Origin of the sequence: Streptomyces sp. NPDC058697 (assembly GCF_042715345.1) — a bacterium.
GTDB classification, from domain to species: domain Bacteria; phylum Actinomycetota; class Actinomycetes; order Streptomycetales; family Streptomycetaceae; genus Streptomyces; species Streptomyces liliifuscus.
The window spans coordinates 242,130-266,930 of the sequence record NZ_JBHXSU010000009.1 but is presented as its reverse complement, the minus strand read 5'-3'; the positions used below and the strand labels follow the sequence as shown (position 1 = coordinate 266,930).

Here is a 24,801-nt window from a genome sequence, read left to right as displayed (position 1 = left end):
CGAGGCGGCCGGGGTCTGTACTGAGACTGTCGTCGATACTCACGAACCCGTGGGCACGGAGTCGGTCGCCTCCGTCCACAGATCCTGCTCGGCGCGATCCGCCTGGATCTGGCGGTACACGAGGAGCCCGCCGATGGCGGCCAGTGCGACCAGGAGAAGCTTCTTCACCGCGCGACCTCGTCTTTCCTTGGCGTAGGGGACTTCTGCCGCCCGACTATACACACCGGCCGATACCCAACGGTGACCTGCGTCGGCCGCCAACTCCCGCACGGCACACAGCAGTAGAACCGGACGACAGCGCTCCCTTCGGAGCGTGAGCTGTCACCACACACTGTGACTTTTTGCTGCTCTTCATCGCTTTTCTGGCTTCTTGGGTCCATCCGGGTGGTGTTCATCGGAAGATCGACGCGCCACGAGCACAGGTCCACCACTTCAGGGCCGCCATACACATCATGAGGAAAGTACGCAAATCGCCCAACCCGAAAGTGAGGGGCCATGGCCAAGATCTGGGTCATGAAGCTGTGGACCGCGGTCATCACCGCCTTCATCGCACTGTGCACGACGCTCGGACTCGTCACGACGGCGAGCGCGGCCACACCGGTACAGCAGCCGGAGAGCCCGCGCAACAGCACCGCGACCGTGACGCTCCCGACGACGGCCGCCTGGGCGTGGGCGTACGCCCGCTCCCTGCCCCCCACCATGAAGCAACGCATCCGCGCCGAGGCCCACGGCTCCTCGCCGAGCTGCCGCCACCGCGGGCCGGCGGACACGGACGAGACCTCCGACGAGGAGGAGCCCGCGGCGGACTCCGCCGCCCCCTGCACCGACCGGACGTAGGCCGAGCGCCGACGAACAGGCCCCTACGTAGACCCTCTTCACGTAAATCAGCCTCTACGTAGACCTCGTTCTACGTCGCTCGATTACCTTTCACACACCTCACGTCCGGGGCGAACTTGCGTACACACCGGGCACACGACAAGACCCCCAACCAGGACTGGTTGGGGGTCTTCGCAATGTGGGGCTAACAGGATTTGAACCTGTGGCCTCATCCTTATCAGGGATGCGCTCTAACCAACTGAGCTATAGCCCCGCCGCGCTCTGCGGTGTATGTCCCGCGCGCTGACCTCTGAAGATTAGCGCACGACGGGGTCAGTCCCAAAATCGGTATCCGAGGCCCGCTCCAGCCTGCCCGGACGGCGTGACAACGCATCCCCGGACAGCGTGAGAGCGCATCCCCGACAAGGGATGCGCTCCAAGCAGGAAGCGGTTACGACAACGTTTTACTCGTCCTCTGCGAGCGTCAGCTCGATACCGCCGACGAAGCCCGCGGAGAGGTTGTAGATGAACGCTCCGAGGGTGGCGAGCGCGGTGGCGAGGACGACGTCGATGACCGCGATGATTGACGTGAAGATGAGCACACGCGGCAGCGACAGGAAGGACTGCAGGTCGAAGCCGTTGGACTCGTTCGAGCCGGTGGCCTCGGAGATCGTGCCGCCCACCGTGGAGAAGACGCCCATGGCGTCCATGACCATCCACAGGACCGCGGCCGCGACGATCGTGCAGATGCCGAGCGCGATGGAGAGCAGGAAGCTGACCTTCATCACCGACCACGGGTCGGCCTTGGCCACCCGCAGACGCGCCTTGCGCGTGCGCGGGGTCGTACGGGCCCCGGTGCGCGGCCTGCGGACAGCGCCGGTGGCCACCTGCTGTGCCGGGTACGCCTGCGGCGGGTGGTACGGCTGAGAGGTCTGCTGCGGCTGCCGTTCCCCCGGCAGCGGCGATCCCGGAGGCGGCGGTGCCGCGCCCACGGGAGCAGGCTGGCCCGCGGGAGGCGTGTGGCCCACCGGAGCCGCCGGGCCCGGGGCTGGTCCCGGCCCCGGAGAAGGCGCCGGGCCCGGAGGCACCGGCGAGCCTGGGGCCGCGCCCGCCGCGTACTGCGGCGTCTGCGGGCCTCTGGTGTCCGTCACAGTTCCCCCCTGGGATCCATGAGAGTCATGGGAGTCAGTCGCCTCCGTGGCGGGGCCACGGCCGCCGTCCTTTTCCGTACCGGTAGAACCGGCGCCCGTGGCTCCGCTCACGATGACTCACTCCTCGCGCTACTCGTCCGAGGACGGCTCGCCCTCGTCCGTACCGGCGACCGTTTCGACCTCGTCCGAGTCGTCGACCGCGCCGTCGACTTCCTCGGCCTCGCGACCGGCCTCGGCGTTTCGAGCGATACCGACGACGGCATCGCGCTTGCCCAGGTTGATCAGTTGGACGCCCATGGTGTCACGGCCCGTCTCCCTGACCTCGTTGACTCGCGTACGAATCACACCGCCCGACAGCGTGATGGCGAGGATCTCGTCGGTCCCCTCGACCACCAGCGCGCCGACGAGCGAACCGCGGTCCTCGACGATCTTGGCGGCCTTGATACCCAGGCCACCGCGACCCTGGACGCGGTACTCGTCAACAGCGGTCCGCTTCGCGTACCCGCCGTCTGTGGCAGTGAACACGAACGTACCGGGTCGAACAACATTCATCGAGAGCAGCCGGTCTCCCTCACGGAAGCTCATGCCCTTCACGCCCGAGGTCGCACGGCCCATGGGACGCAATGCGTCAGCCGTCGCCGTGAACCTGATCGATTGAGCCTTCCTGCTGATCAGAAGCAGATCATCCTCTGCCGAAACGAGCTCGGCACCGATCAGTTCGTCGTCAGAACCGTCCTCCGTTTCACGGAGGTTGATCGCGATGACGCCGCCCGAACGCGGTGAATCGTAATCCTTCAAGGGCGTCTTCTTCACAAGTCCGCCCTTCGTGGCCAGCACCAGATAGGGCGCCGCCTCGTAGTCGCGGATCGCGAGGATCTCGGCGATCGCCTCGTCCGGCTGGAATGCCAGCAGGTTGGCGACGTGCTGTCCACGCGCGTCACGTCCGGCGTCCGGGAGTTCGTACGCCTTCGCGCGGTAGACGCGGCCCTTGTTGGTGAAGAACAGCAGCCAGTGGTGCGTCGTCGACACGAAGAAGTGGTCGACGATGTCGTCTTCCTTGAGCTTCGTGCCGCGTACGCCCTTGCCGCCGCGCTTCTGGGAGCGGTAGTCGTCCGTCTTGGTGCGCTTGACGTAGCCGCCGCGCGAGATGGTGACGACGATGTCCTCTTCGGCGATCAGGTCCTCCATGGACATGTCGCCGTCGAAGGGGACCAGCTTGGACCGGCGGTCGTCGCCGAACTTCTCGACGATCGCGGCCAGTTCCTCGCTGATGATGCCGCGCTGGCGCACGGGCGAGGCCAGGATCTCGTTGTACTCGCGGATCTTCGCCTGGAGTTCGTCGTGCTCGGAGACGATCTTCTGGCGCTCCAGAGCGGCCAGCCGGCGCAGCTGCATCTCGAGGATCGCGTTGGCCTGGATCTCGTCGATCTCCAGGAGGCCCATGAGGCCCTCTCGCGCGATCTCCACGGTGTCACTGCGCCGGATCAGTGCGATGACCTCGTCGATGGCGTCCAGGGCCTTCAGGAGGCCACGCAGGATGTGCGCGCGCTCCTCGGCCTTGCGCAGCCGGAAGCGCGTACGCCGGACGATGACCTCGACCTGGTGTGTCACCCAGTGGCGGATGAACGCGTCGAGCGACAGCGTGCGCGGCACGCCGTCGACCAGCGCCAGCATGTTCGCGCCGAAGTTCGTCTGCAGGTCGGTGTGCTTGTAGAGGTTGTTCAGCACGACCTTGGCGACCGCGTCCCGCTTCAGGACGATGACGAGGCGCTGGCCCGTACGGGACGAGGTCTCGTCGCGGACGTCCGCGATGCCGCCGACCTTGCCGTCCTTCACCAGGTCGGCGATCTTCTGCGCGAGGTTGTCGGGGTTGACCTGGTAGGGGAGTTCGGTGACCACCAGGCACTGGCGGTTCTGGATCTCCTCGACGTCGACGACCGCGCGCATCGTGATGGAGCCACGGCCCGTGCGGTACGCCTCCTCGATGCCCTTACGGCCCACCACAAGGGCGCCGCTCGGGAAATCGGGGCCCTTGATGCGCTCGATCAGGGCGTCCAGAAGCTCCTCGTGCGAGGCCTCCGGGTTCTCCAGGTACCACTGGGCGCCGGACGCGACCTCGCGCAGGTTGTGCGGCGGGATGTTCGTCGCCATGCCGACCGCGATGCCCGCCGAGCCGTTGATCAGCAGGTTCGGGAAGCGCGCCGGCAGAACCGTCGGCTCCTGGTTGCGGCCGTCGTAGTTGTCCGTGAAGTCGACGGTCTCCTCGTCGATGTCACGGACCATCTCCATGGACAGCGGCTTCAGCTTGCACTCGGTGTACCGCATGGCGGCGGCCGGGTCGTTGCCGGGAGAGCCGAAGTTGCCGTTGGAGTCCACCAGCGGCATCCGCATCGACCACGGCTGCGCGAGGCGGACCAGCGCGTCGTAGATCGAGGAGTCGCCGTGCGGGTGGTAGGTGCCCATGACGTCGCCGACGACGCGGGCGCACTTGTAGAAGCCCTTCTCGGGCCGGTAGCCGCCGTCGTACATGGCGTACAGGACGCGGCGGTGGACGGGCTTGAGACCGTCCCGTACGTCGGGCAGCGCGCGCGACACGATGACGGACATCGCGTAGTCGAGGTACGAGCGCTGCATCTCGGTCTCGAGCCCGACGGGCTCGACGCGCAGGGCGATCTCGCCCTCTTCGGGGACGATCGGACCGTTGGGAGGAAGAGGTGTCTCGTCGGTCATTGCTGGTGAAGATCCTTTCTGACGCGGTCAGCTGAGACCGACTCAGATGTCGAGGAAGCGGACGTCCTTGGCATTGCGCTGGATGAACGCGCGGCGTGCCTCGACGTCCTCGCCCATCAGGACCGAGAACAGGTCGTCGGCCTGGGCGGCGTCGTCGAGCGTGACCTGACCGAGAACGCGGTGCTCCTGGTCCATCGTCGTGATGCGCAGCTCCTCGGCGTTCATCTCGCCGAGGCCCTTGAAGCGCTGGATCGAGTCCTCCCTGACGCGCTTGCCCGACTGGCGGCCGAGCTCGATCAGGGCGTCGCGCTCACGGTCCGAGTACGCGTACTCGAAGTCGTCCCGGCCCCACTTGATCTTGTACAGCGGCGGACGCGACAGGAACACGTGTCCGGCCTCGACCAGCGGCCGCATGAAGCGGAACAGGAAGGTCAGCAGCAGGGTGTTGATGTGCTGGCCGTCGACGTCGGCGTCCGCCATCAGGATGATCTTGTGATAGCGCAGCCGCGCGATGTCGAAGTCCTCGTGGACCCCGGTGCCGAACGCCGAGATCAGCGCCTGGATCTCCTGGTTCTGCAGGATCTTGTCGATCCGCGCCTTCTCCACGTTCAGGATCTTGCCGCGGATCGGGAGGATCGCCTGGTACTCCGGGTTCCGGCCGGACTTGGCCGAGCCGCCGGCGGAGTCACCCTCGACGATGAAGATCTCGCACTTGGTGGGGTCGTTCGACTGGCAGTCGCTCAGCTTGCCCGGCAGGGACGCCGTCTCCAGGAGCCCCTTGCGACGGGTGAGGTCACGGGCCTTGCGGGCCGCCACGCGCGCGGTGGCCGCCTGGATGGACTTGCGGATGATGTCCGCGGCCTCGTTCGGGTTGCGGTCCAGCCAGTCGCTGATGTGCTCGTGGACGACCTTCTGGACGAAGGTCTTCGCCTCCGTGTTGCCCAGCTTGGTCTTGGTCTGGCCCTCGAACTGCGGCTCGCCCAGCTTGATCGAGATGATCGCCGTCAGACCCTCGCGGATGTCGTCGCCCGTGAGGTTGTCGTCCTTCTCGCGGAGCAGCTTCTTGTCGCGCGCGTACCGGTTGATGAGACCGGTGAGCGCCGCACGGAAGCCCTCCTCGTGCGTACCGCCCTCGTGGGTGTGGATGGTGTTGGCGAAGGAGTACACACCCTCGCTGTATCCGCCGTTCCACTGCATCGCGACCTCGAGGGAGAGCATGCGCTCCTTGTCCTCGGCCTCGATGTCGATCACCGTGGGGTGGATGACCTCGCCCTTGCGGGAGTTGAGGTACTTCACGAAGTCGACGATGCCGCCCTCGTAGTGGTACGTGACGGTCTTGACCTCGTCGTTCTCGTCCGCACCCGCCTCGTCCGCACCGGTCACGGCCTTCGCCGAGTCGCGCTCATCAGTGAGTTTGATCGTCAAACCCTTGTTGAGGAACGCCATCTCCTGGAAGCGCCGCGAGAGCGTCTCGAAGGAGTAGTCGGTGGTCTCGAAGATGTCCCCGTCGGCCCAGAAGGTGACCGAGGTGCCGGTCTCCTCGATGGCCTCGTGCTGGGCGAGCGGGGCGGTCGGGACGCCCAGCTTGTAGTCCTGCGTCCAGCGGTGCCCGTCGGTCCTGACCTCAACGGCCACCTTCGTGGACAGCGCGTTCACGACGGAGACGCCCACGCCGTGCAGACCGCCGGAGACCGCGTAGCCGCCGCCACCGAACTTTCCGCCCGCGTGCAGCACGGTCAGGACGACCTCGACGGCGGGCTTGCCCTCGGACGGGACGATGCCCACCGGGATGCCGCGGCCGTTGTCGACGACGCGCACACCGCCGTCGGCGAGGATCGTGACGTCGATCGTGTCCGCGTGCCCGGCCAGCGCCTCGTCGACGGAGTTGTCGACCACCTCGTACACGAGGTGATGAAGACCACGCTCACCGGTCGAGCCGATGTACATGCCGGGTCGCTTGCGGACCGCGTCCAGACCCTCGAGGACGGTGATGGCGCTGGCGTCGTACGAGGCCGTGACCTCGCCGTTCGAGGTGGTGGCCCCGCCGTTCGCGCCGGCGTCGGTGGACGGGATGTTCTCGTTGGGGTTGCCGGAATCGGCCACGAAGCGCCCTTTCTGGCACAGCACAAGCCAAGCTCCCGGCGGGTGGCCGGAGCGGCTGCGGCGTGTTGCGTTGGTAAGCCTTAGTCAGCGTTGCTCGGTGCGTCCCACAAGTGGGGCGGGATTAGCCTCCAGTCTACCGGTAGCGCCGACAGTGATGGGGGTTTGCCGGTACCTGAGTCCGCATGTGCCGCCCTGAACCGGTCTCCACCGACTCCCCATATGCGGACCCGGGCTCAAAGAGGCGCAGAGCGGCACTCAGCGCTTCGAGGTGTCAACCCCCCGCTACGAACGGCATACCGTCCGGTCTGGCTCACCCGTAGGTGTCACCGGGGCCCGTGCTGCCAGGGGCGCGCAAGGGGCCGAAACGCTGGACGGGACCCCCGGGGCCGAGGACCTTGATCAGCTTCACGGTGCCGTGCCCGAGGTCCTCGTTCAGGCGTGCGACCAGCTGCGGAGCGAGCAGCCTCAGGTTGGTCGCCCAGGCCGTCGAGTCGCACCGCACGATCAGCACGCGCTCGTCCTCGTCGTACTTCTCCGGTACGCAGTGGTTGGCCAGGTCGTCGCCGACGATCTGCGGCCAGCGGCCCATGACACCGCCGACGGCCGCCGGGGCCTCCCAGCCGCGCTCGGTGATGAGCCGGTTGATGGCGGAGCCGAGCGCCATCGGGTCACGCCCGTCGGCATGCGCGCCCGAGCGCAGACCGCCGCGCCGCGCCTGCTTCTTCTGCCGCGCCGCGTCCCCACGCGCGCGTGCCTGCTCCTTCGCGGCGCGCAGGGCCACGCGCGCGAGGTCGACGCCGGAGGGTTCCGGACCCTTCGTCGGCTCTGGCTTCGGCTCCGGTGTGTTCTCGCTCATACGCGCTTCACCGTGCCCCCGGACACGGTGAACCGTGTCCCTGTCAGTACGCCCGGTACGTCGTCGTCGACCGCGGCCGTCACCAGCACCTGCTCGCCCGGGGCGACCAGCTCGGCGAGGCGTTCGCGGCGACGGGTGTCCAGCTCGGCGAACACGTCGTCGAGGACCAGCACCGGCTCGTTGCCCTCGGCCCGCAGCAGGTCGTACGAGGCCAGGCGCAGCGACAGCGCGTACGACCAGGACTCGCCGTGTGACGCGTATCCCTTCGCGGGCAGCTCGCCAAGTTTGAGCAGTAGTTCGTCACGATGTGGTCCGACCAGGGTGACGCCCCGCTCGATCTCGGACTTGCGCGTCTCCACCATCGCGGCCATCAGCTGCTCGTACAGCTCCTCGCGGGCGTGGCCGGTGATCTCGGGCGAGGAGGGCCTGTACTCCAGGGTCACGGGACCGCCGCCCGGCGCCAGCTGCTCGTACGCCTTGTCCGCCAGTGGCTGGATCGCGGCGACCAGGTCGAGGCGCTGGGCGAGCAGCTCGGCACCCACGCGCGCGAGGTGCTGGTCCCAGACGTCGAGCGTGGACAGGTCCATCGTGCGGCCGCCGTGGCGACGGGCCAGCGCGGCCGACTTCAGGAGGGTGTTGCGCTGCCTGAGGACGCGGTCGTAGTCCGAGCGCACGCCGGCCATGCGCGGGGAGCGCGCGGTGATCAGCTCGTCGAGGAAGCGCCGGCGCTCGCCCGGATCGCCCTTGACCAGCGCGAGGTCCTCGGGCGCGAACAGCACGGTCCGTACGATGCCGAGTACGTCACGGGGTCTGACCTGCGAGGACCTGTTGATGCGGGCGCGATTGGCCTTGCCCGGGTTCAGCTCCAGCTCGACGAGCTGCTGACGCTCGCCCTGCCGGACGTTGGCCCGGATGATCGCCCGGTCGGCGCCCATCCGTACGAGGGGCGCGTCCGACGAGACGCGGTGGCTGCCGAGGGTGGCGAGATAGCCGACCGCCTCGACGAGGTTGGTCTTGCCCTGTCCGTTGGGCCCCACGAACGCGGTGACGCCCGGGTCGAGCGGGACCTCGACCCGGGCGTACGAGCGGAAGTCGGCCAGCGACAGATGCGTGACGTGCATGGTCGTTCGCCGACCTCCCCCAGGGCTGTGGATCCGCGGTGCGGACCTGTGGACTACTTCTTCCGGCTACCCGGCCGATTCACTTCGACCTCGCTTCGGCGGGTTCACTTCTTCTCGACCGCGTGGCCGCCGAACTGGTTCCGCAGCGCCGCGACCATCTTCATCTGCGGGGAGTCGTCCTGCCGGGACGAGAACCGCGCGAACAGCGACGCGGTGATCGCGGGCAGCGGCACCGCGTGGTCGATGGCGGCTTCCACGGTCCACCGGCCCTCGCCGGAGTCCTGTGCGTAGCCGCGCAGCTTCTCCAGGTGCTCGTCCTCGTCCAGCGCGTTGACCGCGAGGTCGAGCAGCCAGGAGCGGATGACGGTGCCCTCCTGCCAGGAGCGGAAGACCTCGCGCACGTCGGTGACCGAGTCGACCTTCTCTAGGAGCTCCCAGCCCTCGGCGTAGGCCTGCATCATCGCGTACTCGATGCCGTTGTGGACCATCTTCGAGAAGTGGCCCGCGCCCACCTTGCCCGCGTGGACGGCGCCGACGCCGGCGTCCCCCTCGGGCTTGAGGGCGTCGAGGACAGGCTGGACCTTGGCGATGTTCTCGGCGTCGCCGCCGTACATCAGCGCATAGCCGTTCTGCAGGCCCCAGACGCCGCCCGAGACGCCGCAGTCGACGAAGCCGATGCCCTTGGCCGCCAGCTCCCCGGCGTGCTTCTCGTCGTCCGTCCAGCGGGAGTTGCCGCCGTCCACGACGACGTCACCGGGCTCCAGGAGCTCGGCGAGCTCGTCGATCGTCGACTGGGTCGCCGCACCGGCCGGGACCATCACCCACACCACACGCGGACCCTTGAGCTTGCCCACAAGCTCTTCGAGGCTGTGGACATCGGCGACGTCCGGATTGCGGTCGTATCCGATGACGGTGTGGCCTGCGCGGCGGATGCGCTCGCGCATGTTGCCGCCCATCTTGCCGAGGCCGACGAGACCGAGCTCCATCAGGTTGTTCCTTCACTAGCGATGTGGCAGGAGGGCACTTTCGTACCTGCGTCCGAGCCTAAACCCGGACGCTCCTGCACACCTGTGGGCATAGCCGCTCAGACGTACGCCCCCACCTGCGGCCTTCGTCAGCCGCTGAGCCGCACCGGCATGATCAGGTACTTGTACGCCTCGTCCGCCTCCGCGTCCAAGGCGGGCTTGCCGCTGAGGAGCGCCGGCTTGGTGGACGTCGTGAAGGAGAGCTGCGCCACCGGGGAGTCGATGGCGCTCAGGCCGTCGAGCAGGAACGTGGGGTTGAAGGCGATCGAGACGTCGTCGCCCTCCAGCTGGGCGTCGACCCTTTCCACAGCCTGTGCGTCGTCGCTGGAACCGGCCTCCAGGATCAGCACGCCCTGCTCGAAGGAGAGCCGCACCGGGGTGTTCCGCTCGGCGACCAGGGCGACGCGCTTGACGGCCTCCACGAAGGGGGCGGTCTCGATCACGGCGATGGAGTTGAACTCCGTCGGGAACAGCGAGCGGTACTTCGGGAGGTCGCCCTCCAGCAGACGCGTGGTCGTGCGCCGTCCCGCGCCCTCGAAACCGATCAGACCCTCGCCGGCGCCGGAGCCGGACAGCGCCAGGATGACGCTGTCGCCGCTTGTGAGGGCCTTGGCGGTGTCCAGGAGCGTCTTGGCGGGCACCAGGGCCACCGCGGACGCCTCGGGGTTCTCCGGCTTCCACAGGAACTCGCGGACGGCGAAGCGGTAGCGGTCGGTGGACGCCAGCGTGACCGTGTCGCCCTCGATCTCGATGCGCACACCGGTGAGGACGGGCAGCGTGTCGTCGCGGCCCGCGGCGATGGCCACCTGGGCGGCGGCGGAGGCGAAGACCTCACCGGGGACGGTGCCGGTCGCCGACGGCATCTGCGGCAGTGCCGGGTACTCCTCCACAGGCAGTGTGTGGAGCGTGAAGCGCGAGGACCCGCAGACCACGGTCGCCCGTACACCGTCTGTGGAAATCTCCACCGGCCGGTTGGGGAGAGCGCGGCAGATGTCGGCGAGCAGGCGGCCGGAGACGAGCACCGTGCCTTCCTCGTCGATCTCGGCGTCCACGGAGACCCGTGCCGAAACCTCGTAGTCGAAGCTGGAGAGGCTCAGCGCGCCCTCTTCGGCCTTCAGCAGAAGGCCGGCGAGCACAGGCGCCGGCGGACGGGCCGGGAGGCTGCGTGCCGCCCAGGCCACTGCCTCCGCGAGTACGTCGCGTTCCACCCGGATCTTCACCGTTGCCGCCTCCGTCTGTTGCCGGCGCTCTCGCCCTGCTGCCTCGTCGTCTGACTCGGTGTCGCTCAGCCCGGTCATGGGAAGGACACCGGGGAACAGTCTGACGCACCGCACTGACAGTCGGTGCCCCTCGGGGTCAAGTCGTTCCGAGCGGCAGCTGAGGCTCCGAGCGCGAGTTGTGCACAGCCCCCACTTCGAATCGATTCCCAGACTCTCTCTAGTTGGGAGTAGTAGTAGGGGCTGTGGATACCGTGGATAACCCCGTATTCGCAGCTCAGGGGCGGTTTTTTGTCCACTGGCCCTGTGGGCGGAGGCGGTGGAAAACAGGCGTCTTCTGTGGACGGGGAAAAGTTCTGCACACCCGATGCACAGGCGGGGGCCACTTCTCCCCAGCGCCGTCCCCAGATTTACCCACGTTCCCCACAGCCCAACCCGGCACCTTCGTGTGACGCCTTTCACTCGACACGGTGAGGAAGCGCGTCGCGTTGCCGAACAGTGGACAGCGGTGTGGAGAAGCCGGGGATCGCTGGGGACAACCGCCCCCAGCCTGTGGGCCGCCGGTGGACAACTTTCTGCACACCCTGTGGATCATCTCGTCGTCCACAGTCTGTGGAGATCGTTCGTCCACGAATCCACAACCGGCTGACCTGGCCCGATGTTCTTTCAGCAGCACACCCTGTGGACACGATCTGGACAACTTCCCAGTCCCCAGGGTGTGGACGCGAGAAAGTCCCCGAATCTGTGGAGGGCGGCCGTAACCAGGGCCCGTATTCGAACAACGGATGGTCTTCGGGTGTCGGCGGAGCGACTCCGGGTGCGGCCGGGAGCCGTCGTACGAGGGCGGATGAGGGCCGAGAGAAGGCAGAACGAGGGCAGAACGAGGGTCCTCAGGAGGCGTGTGAGCGACGAAGACCCCCCCTCGGAGGCGGGCTGGGGACGACGTCGACACATGCCGGATCGCCATCGGGCGCGTGCGGGAACGGCGTCTGGCGCGTGCCGGAAGGGCTTTGCGGGTGTGCCGGAACGACGGAAGGCGCCCTCGGGAACGTGTCCCGGGGCGCCCTCAGCGACGTACCGCCGCTGCTGTCAGCCGTTCTTGATGCGGTTCGTGAGTTCGGTGACCTGGTTGTAGATGGAGCGGCGCTCGGCCATCAGCGCGCGGATCTTCCGGTCGGCGTGCATGACGGTCGTGTGGTCGCGGCCACCGAACTGCGCCCCGATCTTCGGCAGCGAGAGGTCGGTGAGCTCGCGGCACAGGTACATCGCGATCTGGCGAGCCGTCACCAGCACGCGGCTGCGCGAGGAGCCGCACAGGTCGTCCACCGTGAGACCGAAGTAGTCGGCGGTCGCCGCCATGATGGCCGTCGCCGTGATCTCCGGGGCCGAGTCCTCGCCGCCCGGGATCAGGTCCTTGAGGACGATCTCCGTCAGGCCGAGGTCCACCGGTTGCCGGTTGAGAGACGCGAACGCCGTCACCCGGATCAGCGCGCCCTCCAGCTCACGGATGTTCCGCGAGATCCGGGACGCGATGAACTCCAGCACCTCGGGCGGGGCGTTGAGCTGCTCCTGCACCGCCTTCTTACGGAGGATGGCGATACGGGTCTCCAGCTCGGGCGGCTGGACGTCGGTGATCAGGCCCCACTCGAAACGGTTCCGCAGCCGGTCCTCCAGGGTGACCAACTGCTTGGGCGGCCGGTCGCTGGAGAGCACGATCTGCTTGTTCGCGTTGTGGAGCGTGTTGAAGGTGTGGAAGAACTCCTCCTGCGTCGACTCCTTGTCCGCCAGGAACTGGATGTCGTCGACGAGCAGGATGTCCATCTCGCGGTACCGCTTGCGGAAGCTGTCGCCCTTGCCGTCGCGGATGGAGTTGATGAACTCGTTGGTGAACTCCTCGGAGCTCACATACCGCACGCGCGTGCCCGGGTAGAGGCTGCGCGCGTAGTGCCCGATTGCGTGCAGCAGGTGCGTCTTGCCGAGTCCCGACTCCCCGTAGATGAAGAGGGGGTTGTACGCCTTCGCGGGTGCCTCGGCGACGGCGACCGCGGCGGCGTGCGCGAAGCGGTTCGAGGCGCCGATGACGAAGGTGTCGAAGAGGTACTTCGGGTTGAGGCGCGCGGTGGGCTCTCCGGGACCGGCCGCGGGCGCCGGCTGCGCGGCCAGCGGCCCCGGGGCACCACTGGAGGCGGGCAGATTGGAGCCGACGGGTCCGCCGCGGTGGACATGCCCGGTCCCGGAATGCGACGGCGGCTCGGGCCGGCGGTCGCGGCGGTCCGGGCGCTGGTCGTAGTCGGAGCGCGGCTGGTCGTACCCGGGCCGCTGCTGTTCGTAGTCGGACCGCTGCTGTTCGTAGGGAGAGCGGTCCGGCGGCTGCTGCCGGTAGTCCTGAGAGGGCGACGCGTACGGGTCCCGGTCCGGGAAGCCGAGCCGCTGCTGCTGCCAGCCGTAGTCGTCCTGAGAGGGCCGCGGCCAGGCGCCGGGATCGGGGCGCTGATAGTCGGGGTACGCGGGACGGGCGGTCGGGAGCTGGTCCCCGCGGGGCGGCTGCTGGTCGGGGCGGCCCTGCGGGTGGTCGTCCATGTGGTCGTTCGCACGGTGGCGGCCGTATCCCCGGTATCCGTCACGGTCCTGCGCGGGGGGCCGCTCGGGCTCCTCGTAGCGCTGCTGCGACTGGGCGGGCGGCGCCGGCGGGGCCGGGGTCTCGCCGACCGAGTCGTCAACAGTGATCGCGATACGGATCGGGCGGCCGCACTCGCGGCTCAGGGTCTCGCTGACGATCGGCGCGAGGCGTCCTTCCAGGACGCCCTTCGCGAACTCGTTGGGTACCGCGAGCAGCGCGGTGTCCGCTACGAGTGCCAGCGGCTGGCAGCGCTTGATCCAGTGCTCGTCCTTCGTCTCGACACCCTGCCCACGCCCCTCACCGAGAAGTTGCTCCAATACTCGTGGCCACACTGCGGCAAGATCGGCAGGTACGTCAGCCACAGGGCACGCTCTCTCACGGGTCCCACGAACGTGTGATTCCTGGGACGGATTGGGTTGGAACTCAGGGTGGGGCGGGCGGCACGAATCAGATGGAGCAGGGAGAAGGGAACGAACCGGAGTCCAGCCACGGTAGTCAGGGCGACCCATGCGGTTCAAGTTGTTGTCCCCAGGCTGTGGATAGTGTCTCCCGGGCAGCGCTGGTTTGACCGGATGGCGTAGCCGCGCGTACCGTAACCAGGTCGAGTTGTCGATGGCTGCTGCCGCCTGCCTCCGATGGGCACAGATCGCGAAGAGTGATCGGGAAGCGGTGCACTCGGGCGTAAGCGAGCTACTCGTGGGCGCACGGTGACAGCCAAGACGGCACCCCGAAACTACCGATTTCTTCTGGAGCCCCCGAGTGAGCAAGCGCACCTTCCAGCCGAACAACCGTCGTCGCGCCAAGACCCACGGCTTCCGCCTGCGGATGCGCACCCGCGCCGGCCGAGCGATTCTCGCGAACCGTCGTGGCAAGGGTCGCGCCAGCCTGTCCGCCTGATCACCAACAGGTCATGACGTGCTGCCTACCGAGCATCGGCTGAGGCGGCGCGAGGACTTCGCGACCGCGGTACGCCGAGGACGCCGGGCCGGACGCCCGCTTCTCGTCGTTCATCTACGTAGCGGTGCAACGGACCCGCACGCGCCTGGGGAGAGCGCTCCCCCGACGCGTGCGGGTTTCGTTGTCAGCAAAGCAGTGGGCGGGGCCGTCGTACGCAACAAGGTGAAGCGCCGGCTTCGCCATCTGATGCGTGACCGAGTGGCTCTGCTGACCCCCGGTAGCCTGGTAGTCGTACGAGCGCTGCCCGGTGCGGGTGACGCCGACCATGCACAGCTGGCCCGAGACCTGGACGCCGCCCTGGAGCGGCTACTGGGAGGGGGCGCGCGATGAAGTACCCGCTGCTGGCTCTCATCAAGCTGTACCAGTGGACCATCAGCCCGTTGCTCGGGCCGGTGTGCAAGTACTACCCGTCGTGTTCCCACTACGGGTACCAAGCCATCGACCGTCACGGTGCGATCAAGGGAACGGCACTCACCGCCTGGCGCATCCTGCGGTGCAATCCGTGGTCGCTGGGCGGTGTGGACCATGTCCCGCCGCGCAAGCGTCCGCGGTGGCACGAAATGCTGCGTAACGCCTGGCGTGCACGCAAGGGCGGGACCTCCGCCGCCGAACCGGCCACCGAGGGGCACGGTATGTCCAACCATCCCTCGAGCCCGGCCGCCGAGACCCCGTCCCATGCTCAAGGAGCCTGATTAGTGGACACGATTGCCAGTATTTTCAGCTTCATCACGACACCCGTTTCCTGGGTCATCGTCCAGTTCCACTCGGTGTACGGCGCCATCTTCGGCCCCGACACGGGCTGGGCCTGGGGCTTGTCCATCGTGTCCCTGGTGATCCTGATCCGTATCTGCCTGATCCCGCTCTTCGTGAAGCAGATCAAGGCCACTCGGGCGATGCAGACGCTGCAGCCCGAGATGAAGAAGATCCAGGAGCGCTACAAGAACGACAAGCAGCGCCAGTCCGAAGAGATGATGAAGCTGTACAAGGAGACGGGCACCAACCCGCTCTCCTCGTGCCTTCCCATCCTGGCGCAGTCCCCGTTCTTCTTCGCCCTGTACCACGTGCTCAACAGCATCGCGTCGAACGACACCATCGGCGTGATCAACGACCGGCTGCTGGAGAGCGCGCAGAAGGCGCACATCTTCGGCGCTCCGCTGGCCGCGAAGTTCACGGACAGCGATGCCAAGGTCCAGGCACTGGGCTCCTCGATCACCGACGTGCGCGTCGTCACGGCGATCATGATCGTCCTGATGTCGTTCTCGCAGTTCTACACGCAGCGCCAGCTGATGACGAAGAACGTCGACACGACGGTGAAGACGCCGTTCATGCAGCAGCAGAAGATGCTGATGTACGTCTTCCCGATCATGTTCGCCGTCTTCGGTATCAACTTCCCCGTCGGTGTCCTCGTCTACTGGCTGACCACCAACGTGTGGACCATGGGCCAGCAGATGTATGTCATCCACAACAACCCGACGCCGGGTTCCAAGGCTCAGGCCTCCTACCTGGAGCGGCTGCACAAGCGCGTCACGCACAACGGCAAGACGCGCGGCCGCGGTGAGAAGGCCATCGTCAAGGCCATCGTGGCCAAGGGCCGCGACCGCAACGATGTCGAGCGCAAGTTCATCAACGGACTGACCAAGGCGGGCCTGGCGGCCCAGGCCGACGGCACGGTGGTGAAGAGCGAGGCCTCGACGGTGGTCGAGACCGAGGACGGCACCCCGGCGACGGGCGGCGCCGCTCCCAAGCGCCAGCAGCCCAAGCGCCAGAGCAAGTCCCAGCGTCAGTCGGGTACTGCCCAGAGCGGCCACAAGGCGGCGGACGAGCCCGCGCCGAAGACCTCGCTCAGCAAGTCCGACGAACCCGAGGACGCCAAGCCCGGTCCCAAGCCGGCGGGCGGCAAGTCCGCGTCCGGTGGTACCCGCAGCAAGGCCCAGTCCGGACAGCGCAAGGGCCCGCAGCGGCCCAAGTCCCCGTCCAAGAAGTAAGAAGGAGTCCATCCCGTGACGGAAGGCACCACCTCCGCTGCCCCTGAGGGTGGCGACACCCTGACCCGCCTGGAGCAGGAGGGCGAGATCGCGGCCGACTACCTCGAGGGTCTGCTGGACATCGCCGATCTCGACGGCGACATCGACATGGATGTCGAGGCCGATCGCGCGGCGGTCTCGATCATCAGCGACTCCAGCGGCCGTGACCTGCAGAAGCTGGTCGGCCGCGACGGTGAGGTTCTGGAGGCTCTCCAGGAGCTCACGCGGCTGGCCGTGCACCGGGAGACCGGGGACCGCAGCCGGCTGATGCTGGACATCGCGGGTTACCGCGCCAAGAAGCGCGAGGAACTCTCCGAGCTGGGCGCGAAGGCCGCGGCCGAGGTCAGGAGTTCCGGTGAGCCCGTGAAGATGAAGGCGATGACCCCCTTCGAGCGCAAGGTGGTGCACGACGCGGTCAAGGCCGCGGGCCTGCGCAGTGAGTCCGAGGGCGAGGAGCCGCAGCGCTTCGTCGTCGTGCTCCCCGCCTGATCCAGCACGTCGTTCTCCGGCCCCGTCTGTGTTCGCAGGCGGGGCCGAACTTTGTCAGCCTGATAGTCCCCGATGGTTCCTCATAGTCCTGGTAGTCAGCGCGCAGTGCGCTCAAGCGGTACGGAAGGACGGTTCCCCGTGACGGAGGCAGCGGAGCTTCCCCCTGCGCCCGAGCAGGCCCGGGCGGTATTCGGCGATCGCTTCTCAGACGCGGTTCGTTACGCGGAGCTGCTGGCGGACGCGGGAGTGCAGCGGGGGCTGATCGGCCCCCGTGAAGTGCCTCGCCTCTGGGAACGGCACATGTTGAACTGTGCGGTGCTCTCGGAGGTCGTTCCCGAGGGCGTGACGGTGTGCGATGTCGGTTCCGGTGCCGGACTGCCGGGTATCCCGCTCGCCCTCGTCCGCCCGGATCTGAAGATCACGCTCCTTGAGCCCCTGTTGCGCCGGACGAACTTTCTCACCGAGGTTGTCGAGCTGCTCGGCCTCGACCACGTCACCGTCGTCCGTGGGCGCGCCGAGGAGGTCCTTGGCACGCTGTCTCCGGTCCATGTGGTGACGGCGCGGGCCGTGGCGCCGCTGGACCGCCTCGCGGCCTGGGGAGTGCCACTCCTGCGTTCGTACGGCGAGATGCTCCTCCTCAAGGGCGACACCGCGGAGGAAGAGGTCAAGAACGCCGGGGCCGCCCTGAGCAAGCTGGGTGCCGTGGACATCTCCGTGCTTCACGTCGGTGAAGGTGTGGTGGATCCTCTCGCCACGGTGGTACGCGTCGAGGTCGGGGAGAGCCCGGGCGGCGTGCGCTTCGCGGCCAAGCGGGCGAAGGCGGCACGGACGGGGCGGACCCGAAGGCGTCGCTGACCGAGTCCTTGGGGAAAGCGACAGGAAAGCGACTCATTCGGGATGTGTGTTGTCGGGTCGGAGGCTCGTTGACTGATCCGTCCTGACGACGAGACGTACTCCACACAAGCTGCCAAACCTACGCATGCCGGAGTGTCGCGCGGTCGCGGTCGCACGCGCTGTGCATCGTGTTTCACGTGAAACGTCGCTCACTGCTGCACGGCATCATCAGTCGCGGCCGCGCCGCGGCCGAACCCCGCGACCGAAATCCTCTTGGATCTCTGGGATCCTTCAGAAAAAGACCCTCTCCTGGCGGCCATGCGTCCCCCGGAGAGGGCACGGAGTTGTCCACAGAGGTGGATTTCTCCACAGAACCACGGGCCTCGCTGGTTCACGACCCCGAAGACATGGGAGGCTCTGTTCATTGCGAGCCTGAAGTCGAGGAGAGTGAATCCTTGCGGTCCGACGCCAACATCGCGGGACCGATGACCGATCCGGTCCCCGGTCCCCGTACCGAGTCGATGGGGGAGGATGTTTCACGTGAAACACCGCCCCCGATGGACGACACTCCCATCGGTCGTGCTGCCCAACTGGCGGTAGAGGCTCTTGGCCGCGCCGGCGAGGGCCTGCCACGGCCTGACCAAACCCGCGTGATGGTGGTCGCCAACCAGAAGGGCGGGGTGGGCAAGACCACGACCACGGTCAATCTCGCCGCTTCGCTCGCTCTGCACGGTGGGCGCGTCCTGGTGGTCGACCTCGATCCTCAGGGCAATGCCTCCACCGCGCTGGGCATTGATCATCACGCCGAAGTTCCTTCGATCTACGACGTGCTGATCGACAGCAAGCCACTCTCCGAGGTTGTTCAGCCAGTACCTGATGTCGAGGGTCTCTTCTGTGCACCTGCCACGATCGATCTCGCCGGTGCGGAGATCGAGCTGGTGTCCCTGGTGGCACGAGAGAGCCGACTGGAACGGGCGATCCAGGCGTACGAGCAGCCGCTGGACTACATCCTCATCGACTGCCCGCCCTCGCTGGGCCTCCTGACGGTCAACGCTCTCGTAGCCGGTGCCGAGGTACTCATCCCGATTCAGTGCGAGTACTACGCGCTGGAGGGCCTGGGCCAGCTGCTGCGCAACGTCGATCTGGTGCGGGGGCACCTCAACCCCAACCTGCATGTATCGACGATCCTGCTCACCATGTACGACGGCCGGACCCGCCTCGCGTCCCAGGTCGCCGACGAGGTGCGCAGCCACTTCGGCGACGAGGTGCTACGGACGAGCATTCCGCGCTCGGTCCGTATCTCCGAGGCCCCCAGTTACGGTCAGACGGTACTGACCTATGACCCGGGGTCGAGCGGAGCCCTCTCCTACCTTGAGGCGGCACGAGAGATCGCGCTGCGCGGAGTCGGAGTGGCGTACGACGCGCAGCATGCCCACATGGGCGCACACAACGAACAGAACATGGTGGAGGGGATCCAGTGAGCGAGCGACGGAGGGGGTTGGGCCGTGGTCTCGGCGCACTGATCCCGGCTGCACCGACAGGAGAGAAGGCGGCACCACCCGCGGTGGGCGGAGCGTCCACATCGCCGGGAGCCGTGCCCGTGCTCACCGCAGAGCGTGGGGTGGCGGCAGCCAAGGTGGCCGCACTGCCGTCGGCCCATGTTTCACATGAAACAGAGGAGCCGTCGGCGAGCGTATTCGGCGAGGCTCCGTCGGCGCCCGTCGGCGCGTACTTCGCCGAGCTGCCTCTCGACTCCATCACCGCGAACCCGCGCCAGCCCCGTGAGGTCTTCGACGAGGACGCTCTCGCGGAGCTCGTCACCTCCATCAAGGAGGTCGGCCTTCTCCAGCCGGTCGTCGTACGGCAGATGGGTCCGGCGCGCTACGAGCTCATCATGGGCGAGCGGCGCTGGCGGGCCTGTCGTGAGGCGGGGCTCGACGCCATCCCGGCGATCGTGCGGGCCACGGACGACGAGAAGCTTCTCCTGGACGCGCTCCTGGAGAACCTGCACCGTGCTCAGCTGAACCCGCTGGAAGAGGCTGCCGCCTACGACCAGCTCCTCAAGGACTTCAACTGCACGCACGACCAGTTGGCCGACCGGATCGGCCGTTCGCGCCCTCAGGTCTCCAACACCTTGCGTCTGCTGAAGCTGTCGCCGTCGGTTCAGCGCCGCGTGGCCGCCGGGGTGCTCTCCGCCGGACACGCGCGAGCCCTGCTCTCCGTGGACGACTCGGAGGAGCAGGACCGCCTGGCCCACCGGATCGTGGCCGAGGGGCTCTCGGTGCGAGCGGTGGAGGAGATCGTCACGCTCATGGGCTCGCGGCCGCAGTCGGCCGCACGCTCCAAAGGGCCGCGAGCCGGCACAAGGCTCTCCCCGGCGCTGAGCGACCTTGCGACCCGTCTCTCGGACCGCTTCGAGACTCGGGTGAAAGTCGACCTCGGCCAGAAGAAGGGCAAGATCACCGTCGAGTTCGCCTCGATGGACGACCTTGAGCGGATCCTCGGCTCGCTCGCCCCGGGCGAGGGACCGGTTCTGCAGAAGAGCCTCCTGGACGACGACGCCGAGGAGCCGGAAGCCTGAGGCTCCGGTCGGCCGGTCGATATTGACTGCCCGACCCGGAGAGCGGGCCGTGTCCGGTATACACCGGACACGGCCCGCTCTTTGCTTTCAGGCGGTATCGATGGAATCGCATCGTGGATACGATGCGTTCGGGTATGGCGCATTCACCTGGCAGCACCTTCTGTGGGGAGGCGAGGGGCCATGCGAACGGTGAGCCGGACCGGACTGGTGAGCGCGGGCCTGGGGCTCGGCGCGGTCGGCGGATTCGTCGGCAGCCTGCTCAGGGAACGGAGCGCTCTGACAGCCGCTCGCGACGCTGCGGGCGAGGAAAGTGAGGAACTGCCTTCATGGGGCGCCGGCTCGCACCGCTCACGCTGGACAACCTTCAGGACCTTCCCAAGCGCTGTCGCGCGTGTGTCTTCTGGGAACTGGACCCAGTCAGCGGCCAGGCAGCGGTAAAGGCAGGAACTCCCGAGCTGGAGAAAGAGGCGTGGATCTCCGCAGTTCTGCTCGAATGGGGATCCTGCGGCCGGGTCGTGTACGTCGATGACGTACCGGCGGGCTTCGTGCTCTACGCGCCGCCCGCCTATGTGCCGCGGGCGACGGCCTTCCCCACGAGCCCGGTCTCCCCTGACGCGGTCCAGCTGATGACCGCCTTCATCACGCCGGGCTTTCAGGGGCAGGGACTTGGACGTGTGATGGTGCAGACGGTCGCCAAGGATCTGCTCCGGCGGGGCTTCAAGGCGATCGAGGCTTTCGGGGACGCCCGCTGGAAGGAGCCGGCCTGCGTGCTGCCCGCCGACCATCTCCTGGCCGTGGGATTCAAGACGGTCCGGCCGCACCCGACGTACCCGCGACTGCGCCTGGAGCTGCGTACGACGCTCTCCTGGAAGGAAGACGTGGAGTTGGCGCTCGACCGGTTGCTGGGGGCGGTACAGAAGGAGCCGGTGCTGCGTCCGCTATAGGGCGCTCTCGGTTCTGTCGGTGAGGCGCCTGGGTCGTCCGCCACACATGCAGATGGGCCAACCCGTCCGGGTTGGCCCATCTGTGTTTCACGTGAAACATCGCCGCCTGCAGCGGGCGGCATGTCGAACTACTCGGCGATGAAGTCCTCGAGGTCCCGCACGATCGCGGCCTTCGGCTTGGCACCGACGATGGTCTTGGCGACCTCGCCACCCTGGTAGACGTTCAGGGTCGGGATGGACATGACGCCGTACTTGGCAGCCGTACCCGGGTTCTCGTCGATGTTGAGCTTGACGACCTCGATCTTGTCGCCGTACTCGGCGGCGATCGCCTCGAGGGACGGAGCGATCTGGCGGCACGGGCCGCACCAGGCAGCCCAGAAGTCCACCAGGACGGGCTTGTCGCTCTTCAGAACGTCCTGCTCGAAGGAATCGTCGGTCACGTGCTTGAGGGTGCCGGCCACGGCGGGCTCCTTAACTGGTTGGTGCGGTGGGGCGGGATGGGGGTCAGACAGCGGTCTTCTCGGGCTCCGCAGCGGCCTCGCCGTCCGCGAGGGCGGAGAGGAAGCGCTCGGCGTCGAGGGCGGCGGAGCAGCCGGTGCCGGCCGCGGTGATCGCCTGGCGGTAGGTGTGGTCGACGACATCGCCCGCGCCGAAGACACCCGTCAGGTTGGTCCGGGTCGAGGGTGCCTCGACCTTCAGGTAGCCCTCCCCGTCCAGGTCGAGCTGGCCCTTGAAGAGCTCGGTGCGCGGGTCGTGGCCGATCGCGATGAACAGGCCGGTGACAGGCAACTCGGACGTCTCGCCGGTCTTGAGGTTCCGCAGCTGCAGACCGGAGAGCTTCTGGTCGCCCTGGATCTCGGCGACCTCGCTGTCCCAGACGAACTTGATCTTCGGGTCGGCGAAGGCACGGTCCTGCATCGCCTTGGAGGCGCGCAGGGTGTCGCGGCGGTGGACGATCGTCACGGACTTGGCGAACCGGGAGAGGAAGGTCGCTTCCTCCATGGCGGTGTCGCCGCCGCCGATCACGGCGATGTCCTGGTCCTTGAAGAAGAAGCCGTCACAGGTCGCGCACCAGGAGACGCCGCGTCCGGAGAGGGCGTCCTCCTTGGGCAGACCCAGCTTGCGGTGCTGCGAGCCCGTGGTGACGATGATCGTCTTCGCCTGGTGCACGGTGCCTGCAGTGTCCGTGACGGTCTTGATCTCACCGCTGAGGTCGACCGCGACAATGTCGTCCGGTACCAGCTCGGCACCGAAGCGCTCGGCCTGCGCACGCATGTTGTCCATGAGCTCGGGGCCCATGACGCCGTCCTGGAAGCCGGGGAAGTTCTCCACCTCAGTGGTGTTCATCAGCGCACCGCCTGCGGTGACGGCGCCCTCGAACACCAGCGGCTTAAGCGACGCGCGCGCGGTGTAGAGCGCCGCCGTGTAGCCGGCGGGCCCGGACCCGATGATGATCACGTTACGGACGTCGCTCACGGATTGATTCCTCGTCTCTGGAGACTGCTTCGTACGACTGGTGGGAGCCTCTCTCAGAACTCTCACCCCACCCAACGGATCCTAAGGGGCGCGCATTCCCACTGTGTCCGGGCACACGAAGACGAGTCACCGCGCGGGGACGCCAGGGGTGGCGCAGAGATGCTCAGGACGGTCTGCGGTGGAGCCGGGCCGGCTCAGCTCCGCGCGTAGGTGTGCTCCAGCAGAACCTTGCCGGCGGAGATCGACGGCTTGTCCACACAGGCGGAGTCCACGACGTAGGCCGTGACGCGTGTGGTGTCGGAGACGTCGGGCAGCACCACGAGATACGCCTCCTTGCCCTCGTAGGAGCCTTCCTTGAAGGCGAGCGGTTCCGCGTCTCGACCGATTCCCTGTGTCACGCACCCGGGAACCGAGGCCGAGGGTGTGTTGAGGATGTGCGGCCCCTCAGTGGAGTGGGTGCCGTACGGGTTGGAGGTGCGAGGGCCGCCGTCCTTCTTCTTGTCGGCCTTGCTCAGAAGATCCGCGACCTGGCCCTTGAGCTTGCCCTCAGCGAAGGTATTCGCGGAGTCGCTCTGATTGGGGGAGGCCGACGGGGAGTCATTGTCCGAGGCGTTGTTGCCCAGCGACTGGAACAGCAGACCGCCGAGGCTCAGCGCGGCGGCCGTGAACATTGCGCTGAGGACCGCTGTCCTTCGGCGTGTACGACGCGGGCGGTTGGTGCGGCCCGGTCCGGTGGCGGCGCGAGGGCGCCCCGCGGGACGGTCTGGCGCGGTCGATGTTTCACGTGAAACATGCGTGCCGTCGTCGTCGCCCTGATCGGGCAGGGGGCGTGAAGCGCCGACGGAGGCGAGGGCGCCTGTGGTGTCGTCATCGGGAACCGTGGCATTCAGCAGGGCTTCAGCGGCGAGAGCGGCGTCGATACGTCCCGCGACATCGTCGGGCATGCGGAGCGGGCCCGGCAGCGTGCCGAGCAGGCCGCGGATCTCCTCCAGCGAGTCGTACACGTCGGCGCAGAGCGCGCAGTCGTCCAGATGCCGCCGCACGTCCGCCGTACGGGTAGGGGGGAGCAGACCTTCGGTGAGGTCGGAGATCTCCTCGACGTCCGGGTGCCCGGCCGTGTCGGTCGTGGATGTCACGCTCGCCCACCTCCGCCCTTCACAGCAGCTGAATCGCTTGGTCCATCGTGTTCTCCCGCTGCGGGTGGGACGGATGCCCCCTGCGTGCGGTTCCGTCCCTCACCCGACTTCTTGCTCGCTCTGTCGCTCCCGCTGTCCGTACGCAGGTGTTTGAGCAGTGGGAGAAGTCTGGCTCTGCCACGCGCGCAGCGGCTCTTGACCGTGCCGGTCGGCACATCGAGCAGGCTGGCCGCCTCCGCCACGGGGTAGCCCTGCATGTCCACCAGGACGAGGGCTGCGCGCTGGTCGGGAGGCAGAGTGCCCAGCGCCTCCAACAGCTCACGGTGCAGATCGTTGCGCTCGGCCGGAGCGGAGGCCGACTCGTGCGGCTCCAAGAGCTGTTCGAGCCGTTCCGTGTCGTCCACGGGGGACGTCTTCCTGGAAGCCGCCTTGCGCGCACGGTCCAGGCAGGCGTTCACCGTGATCCGGTGGAGCCACGTTGTGACGGCCGACTGGCCGCGGAAGGTGTGGGCGGCCCGATAGGCGGAGACGAGGGCGTCCTGGACGGCGTCAGCGGCTTCCTCGCGGTCGCCCAGCGTCCGCAGCGCCACCGCCCAGAGCCGATCACGGTGACGCCGCACGATCTCGCCGAAGGCATCGGGATCGCCCTCCACATGACGGGCGAGGAGGTCCTGATCGCTCACTTCGCTGAATCCGGCGCCGTCCGCCATCGAACCCCCTC

23 protein-coding genes and 1 tRNA gene are annotated in these 24,801 nt (G+C 67.6%); 10 read left to right on the top strand and 14 right to left on the bottom strand.

All coding sequences use genetic code 11. From position 1 onward, the window contains the following. Positions 1–39 precede the first annotated feature (39 nt). Positions 40–168, bottom strand: a complete 129-nt coding sequence (locus ACFWXQ_RS23260) for a DLW-39 family protein (protein WP_003999697.1) — start codon at positions 166–168, stop codon at positions 40–42. Positions 169–495: 327 nt separating this feature from the next. Between ACFWXQ_RS23260 and ACFWXQ_RS23255 the strand changes: the two genes are divergently transcribed. Further along, a complete protein-coding gene (locus ACFWXQ_RS23255) occupies positions 496–837 on the top strand; it encodes a DUF6344 domain-containing protein (RefSeq protein WP_383937608.1) in 342 nt (113 codons plus the stop codon). A 179-nt stretch (positions 838–1,016) separates the two neighbouring features. On the opposite strand, the gene ACFWXQ_RS23250 is transcribed toward ACFWXQ_RS23255, so the two are convergent. The 9 genes from ACFWXQ_RS23250 to dnaA form a co-directional block, all read right to left on the bottom strand. Further along, positions 1,017–1,090, bottom strand: a tRNA-Ile gene (locus ACFWXQ_RS23250). Between the two features lie 190 nt (positions 1,091–1,280). Next, positions 1,281–2,078 carry a DUF3566 domain-containing protein gene (locus tag ACFWXQ_RS23245; RefSeq protein WP_383937610.1) on the bottom strand — a complete coding sequence of 266 codons (798 nt, stop codon included), beginning with the start codon at positions 2,076–2,078 and terminating at the stop codon, positions 1,281–1,283. 18 nt (positions 2,079–2,096) lie between these two features. Further along, the gene (gene gyrA / locus ACFWXQ_RS23240; RefSeq protein WP_383937612.1) at positions 2,097–4,697 is read right to left on the bottom strand and encodes a DNA gyrase subunit A; all 2,601 of its coding nucleotides are present in this window, start codon (positions 4,695–4,697) and stop codon (positions 2,097–2,099) included. Positions 4,698–4,739: 42 nt separating this feature from the next. Next, entirely contained in the window at positions 4,740–6,824 is a 2,085-nt protein-coding gene (gyrB, locus tag ACFWXQ_RS23235) for a DNA topoisomerase (ATP-hydrolyzing) subunit B (protein WP_383937614.1), read from the bottom strand. Positions 6,825–7,110: 286 nt separating this feature from the next. Beyond that, complete coding sequence (locus ACFWXQ_RS23230) at positions 7,111–7,656, bottom strand: DUF721 domain-containing protein (RefSeq protein ID WP_383937616.1); 546 nt, start codon at positions 7,654–7,656, stop codon at positions 7,111–7,113. Then, positions 7,653–8,777: a DNA replication/repair protein RecF gene (recF, locus tag ACFWXQ_RS23225; protein ID WP_383937618.1), complete on the bottom strand. Its 1,125-nt coding sequence runs from the start codon at positions 8,775–8,777 to the stop codon at positions 7,653–7,655. Before recF ends, ACFWXQ_RS23230 begins: the two co-directional genes overlap by 4 nt. A 104-nt stretch (positions 8,778–8,881) precedes the next feature. Then, the gene (gnd, locus tag ACFWXQ_RS23220; protein ID WP_383937620.1) at positions 8,882–9,763 is read right to left on the bottom strand and encodes a phosphogluconate dehydrogenase (NAD(+)-dependent, decarboxylating); all 882 of its coding nucleotides are present in this window, start codon (positions 9,761–9,763) and stop codon (positions 8,882–8,884) included. Positions 9,764–9,891: 128 nt separating this feature from the next. After that, the gene (dnaN, locus tag ACFWXQ_RS23215; RefSeq protein ID WP_055611472.1) at positions 9,892–11,022 is read right to left on the bottom strand and encodes a DNA polymerase III subunit beta; all 1,131 of its coding nucleotides are present in this window, start codon (positions 11,020–11,022) and stop codon (positions 9,892–9,894) included. A 1,086-nt stretch (positions 11,023–12,108) separates the two neighbouring features. After that, positions 12,109–14,001, bottom strand: coding sequence for a chromosomal replication initiator protein DnaA (gene dnaA, locus ACFWXQ_RS23210; protein ID WP_383937622.1), 1,893 nt, complete (start codon positions 13,999–14,001; stop codon positions 12,109–12,111). 397 nt (positions 14,002–14,398) lie between these two features. Here dnaA and rpmH point away from each other — a divergent pair, with 397 nt between their 5' ends. The 9 genes from rpmH to ACFWXQ_RS23165 all read left to right on the top strand — a co-directional run bounded on the left by rpmH (position 14,399) and on the right by ACFWXQ_RS23165 (position 21,468). After that, a complete protein-coding gene (gene rpmH / locus ACFWXQ_RS23205) occupies positions 14,399–14,536 on the top strand; it encodes a 50S ribosomal protein L34 (RefSeq protein ID WP_006381191.1) in 138 nt (45 codons plus the stop codon). Positions 14,537–14,554: 18 nt separating this feature from the next. Next, entirely contained in the window at positions 14,555–14,926 is a 372-nt protein-coding gene (gene rnpA, locus ACFWXQ_RS23200) for a ribonuclease P protein component (protein WP_079052841.1), read from the top strand. Next, positions 14,923–15,288 carry a membrane protein insertion efficiency factor YidD gene (gene yidD / locus ACFWXQ_RS23195; protein ID WP_055611475.1) on the top strand — a complete coding sequence of 122 codons (366 nt, stop codon included), beginning with the start codon at positions 14,923–14,925 and terminating at the stop codon, positions 15,286–15,288. Before rnpA ends, yidD begins: the two co-directional genes overlap by 4 nt. Before the next feature lie 3 nt (positions 15,289–15,291). Then, on the top strand, positions 15,292–16,581 hold the full coding sequence (gene yidC / locus ACFWXQ_RS23190) for a membrane protein insertase YidC (RefSeq protein WP_383937623.1): 1,290 nt from the start codon (positions 15,292–15,294) through the stop codon (positions 16,579–16,581). A 15-nt stretch (positions 16,582–16,596) separates the two neighbouring features. Continuing rightward, complete coding sequence (locus tag ACFWXQ_RS23185; protein ID WP_055611477.1) at positions 16,597–17,109, top strand: R3H domain-containing nucleic acid-binding protein; 513 nt, start codon at positions 16,597–16,599, stop codon at positions 17,107–17,109. Positions 17,110–17,247: 138 nt separating this feature from the next. Continuing rightward, positions 17,248–17,964, top strand: a complete 717-nt coding sequence (rsmG, locus tag ACFWXQ_RS23180; protein ID WP_383937626.1) for a 16S rRNA (guanine(527)-N(7))-methyltransferase RsmG — start codon at positions 17,248–17,250, stop codon at positions 17,962–17,964. A 386-nt stretch (positions 17,965–18,350) separates the two neighbouring features. Then, on the top strand, positions 18,351–19,424 hold the full coding sequence (locus ACFWXQ_RS23175) for a ParA family protein (protein WP_143641541.1): 1,074 nt from the start codon (positions 18,351–18,353) through the stop codon (positions 19,422–19,424). Next, entirely contained in the window at positions 19,421–20,524 is a 1,104-nt protein-coding gene (locus ACFWXQ_RS23170; protein ID WP_383937628.1) for a ParB/RepB/Spo0J family partition protein, read from the top strand. The genes ACFWXQ_RS23175 and ACFWXQ_RS23170 overlap by 4 nt, the downstream gene beginning before the upstream one ends. 326 nt (positions 20,525–20,850) lie before the next feature. Continuing rightward, positions 20,851–21,468: a GNAT family N-acetyltransferase gene (locus ACFWXQ_RS23165; protein ID WP_189841525.1), complete on the top strand. Its 618-nt coding sequence runs from the start codon at positions 20,851–20,853 to the stop codon at positions 21,466–21,468. Positions 21,469–21,596: 128 nt separating this feature from the next. On the opposite strand, the gene trxA is transcribed toward ACFWXQ_RS23165, so the two are convergent. The 4 genes from trxA to sigM all read right to left on the bottom strand — a co-directional run bounded on the left by trxA (position 21,597) and on the right by sigM (position 24,790). After that, positions 21,597–21,929, bottom strand: a complete 333-nt coding sequence (gene trxA, locus ACFWXQ_RS23160; protein WP_143641354.1) for a thioredoxin — start codon at positions 21,927–21,929, stop codon at positions 21,597–21,599. A gap of 43 nt (positions 21,930–21,972) precedes the next feature. After that, positions 21,973–22,944, bottom strand: a complete 972-nt coding sequence (gene trxB, locus ACFWXQ_RS23155; RefSeq protein WP_383936106.1) for a thioredoxin-disulfide reductase — start codon at positions 22,942–22,944, stop codon at positions 21,973–21,975. Positions 22,945–23,138: 194 nt separating this feature from the next. Beyond that, positions 23,139–24,080: an anti-sigma factor family protein gene (locus ACFWXQ_RS23150; RefSeq protein ID WP_383936105.1), complete on the bottom strand. Its 942-nt coding sequence runs from the start codon at positions 24,078–24,080 to the stop codon at positions 23,139–23,141. Beyond that, positions 24,077–24,790: an RNA polymerase sigma factor SigM gene (gene sigM / locus ACFWXQ_RS23145; protein ID WP_266761473.1), complete on the bottom strand. Its 714-nt coding sequence runs from the start codon at positions 24,788–24,790 to the stop codon at positions 24,077–24,079. The genes ACFWXQ_RS23150 and sigM overlap by 4 nt, the downstream gene beginning before the upstream one ends. Positions 24,791–24,801: the final 11 nt, after the last annotated feature.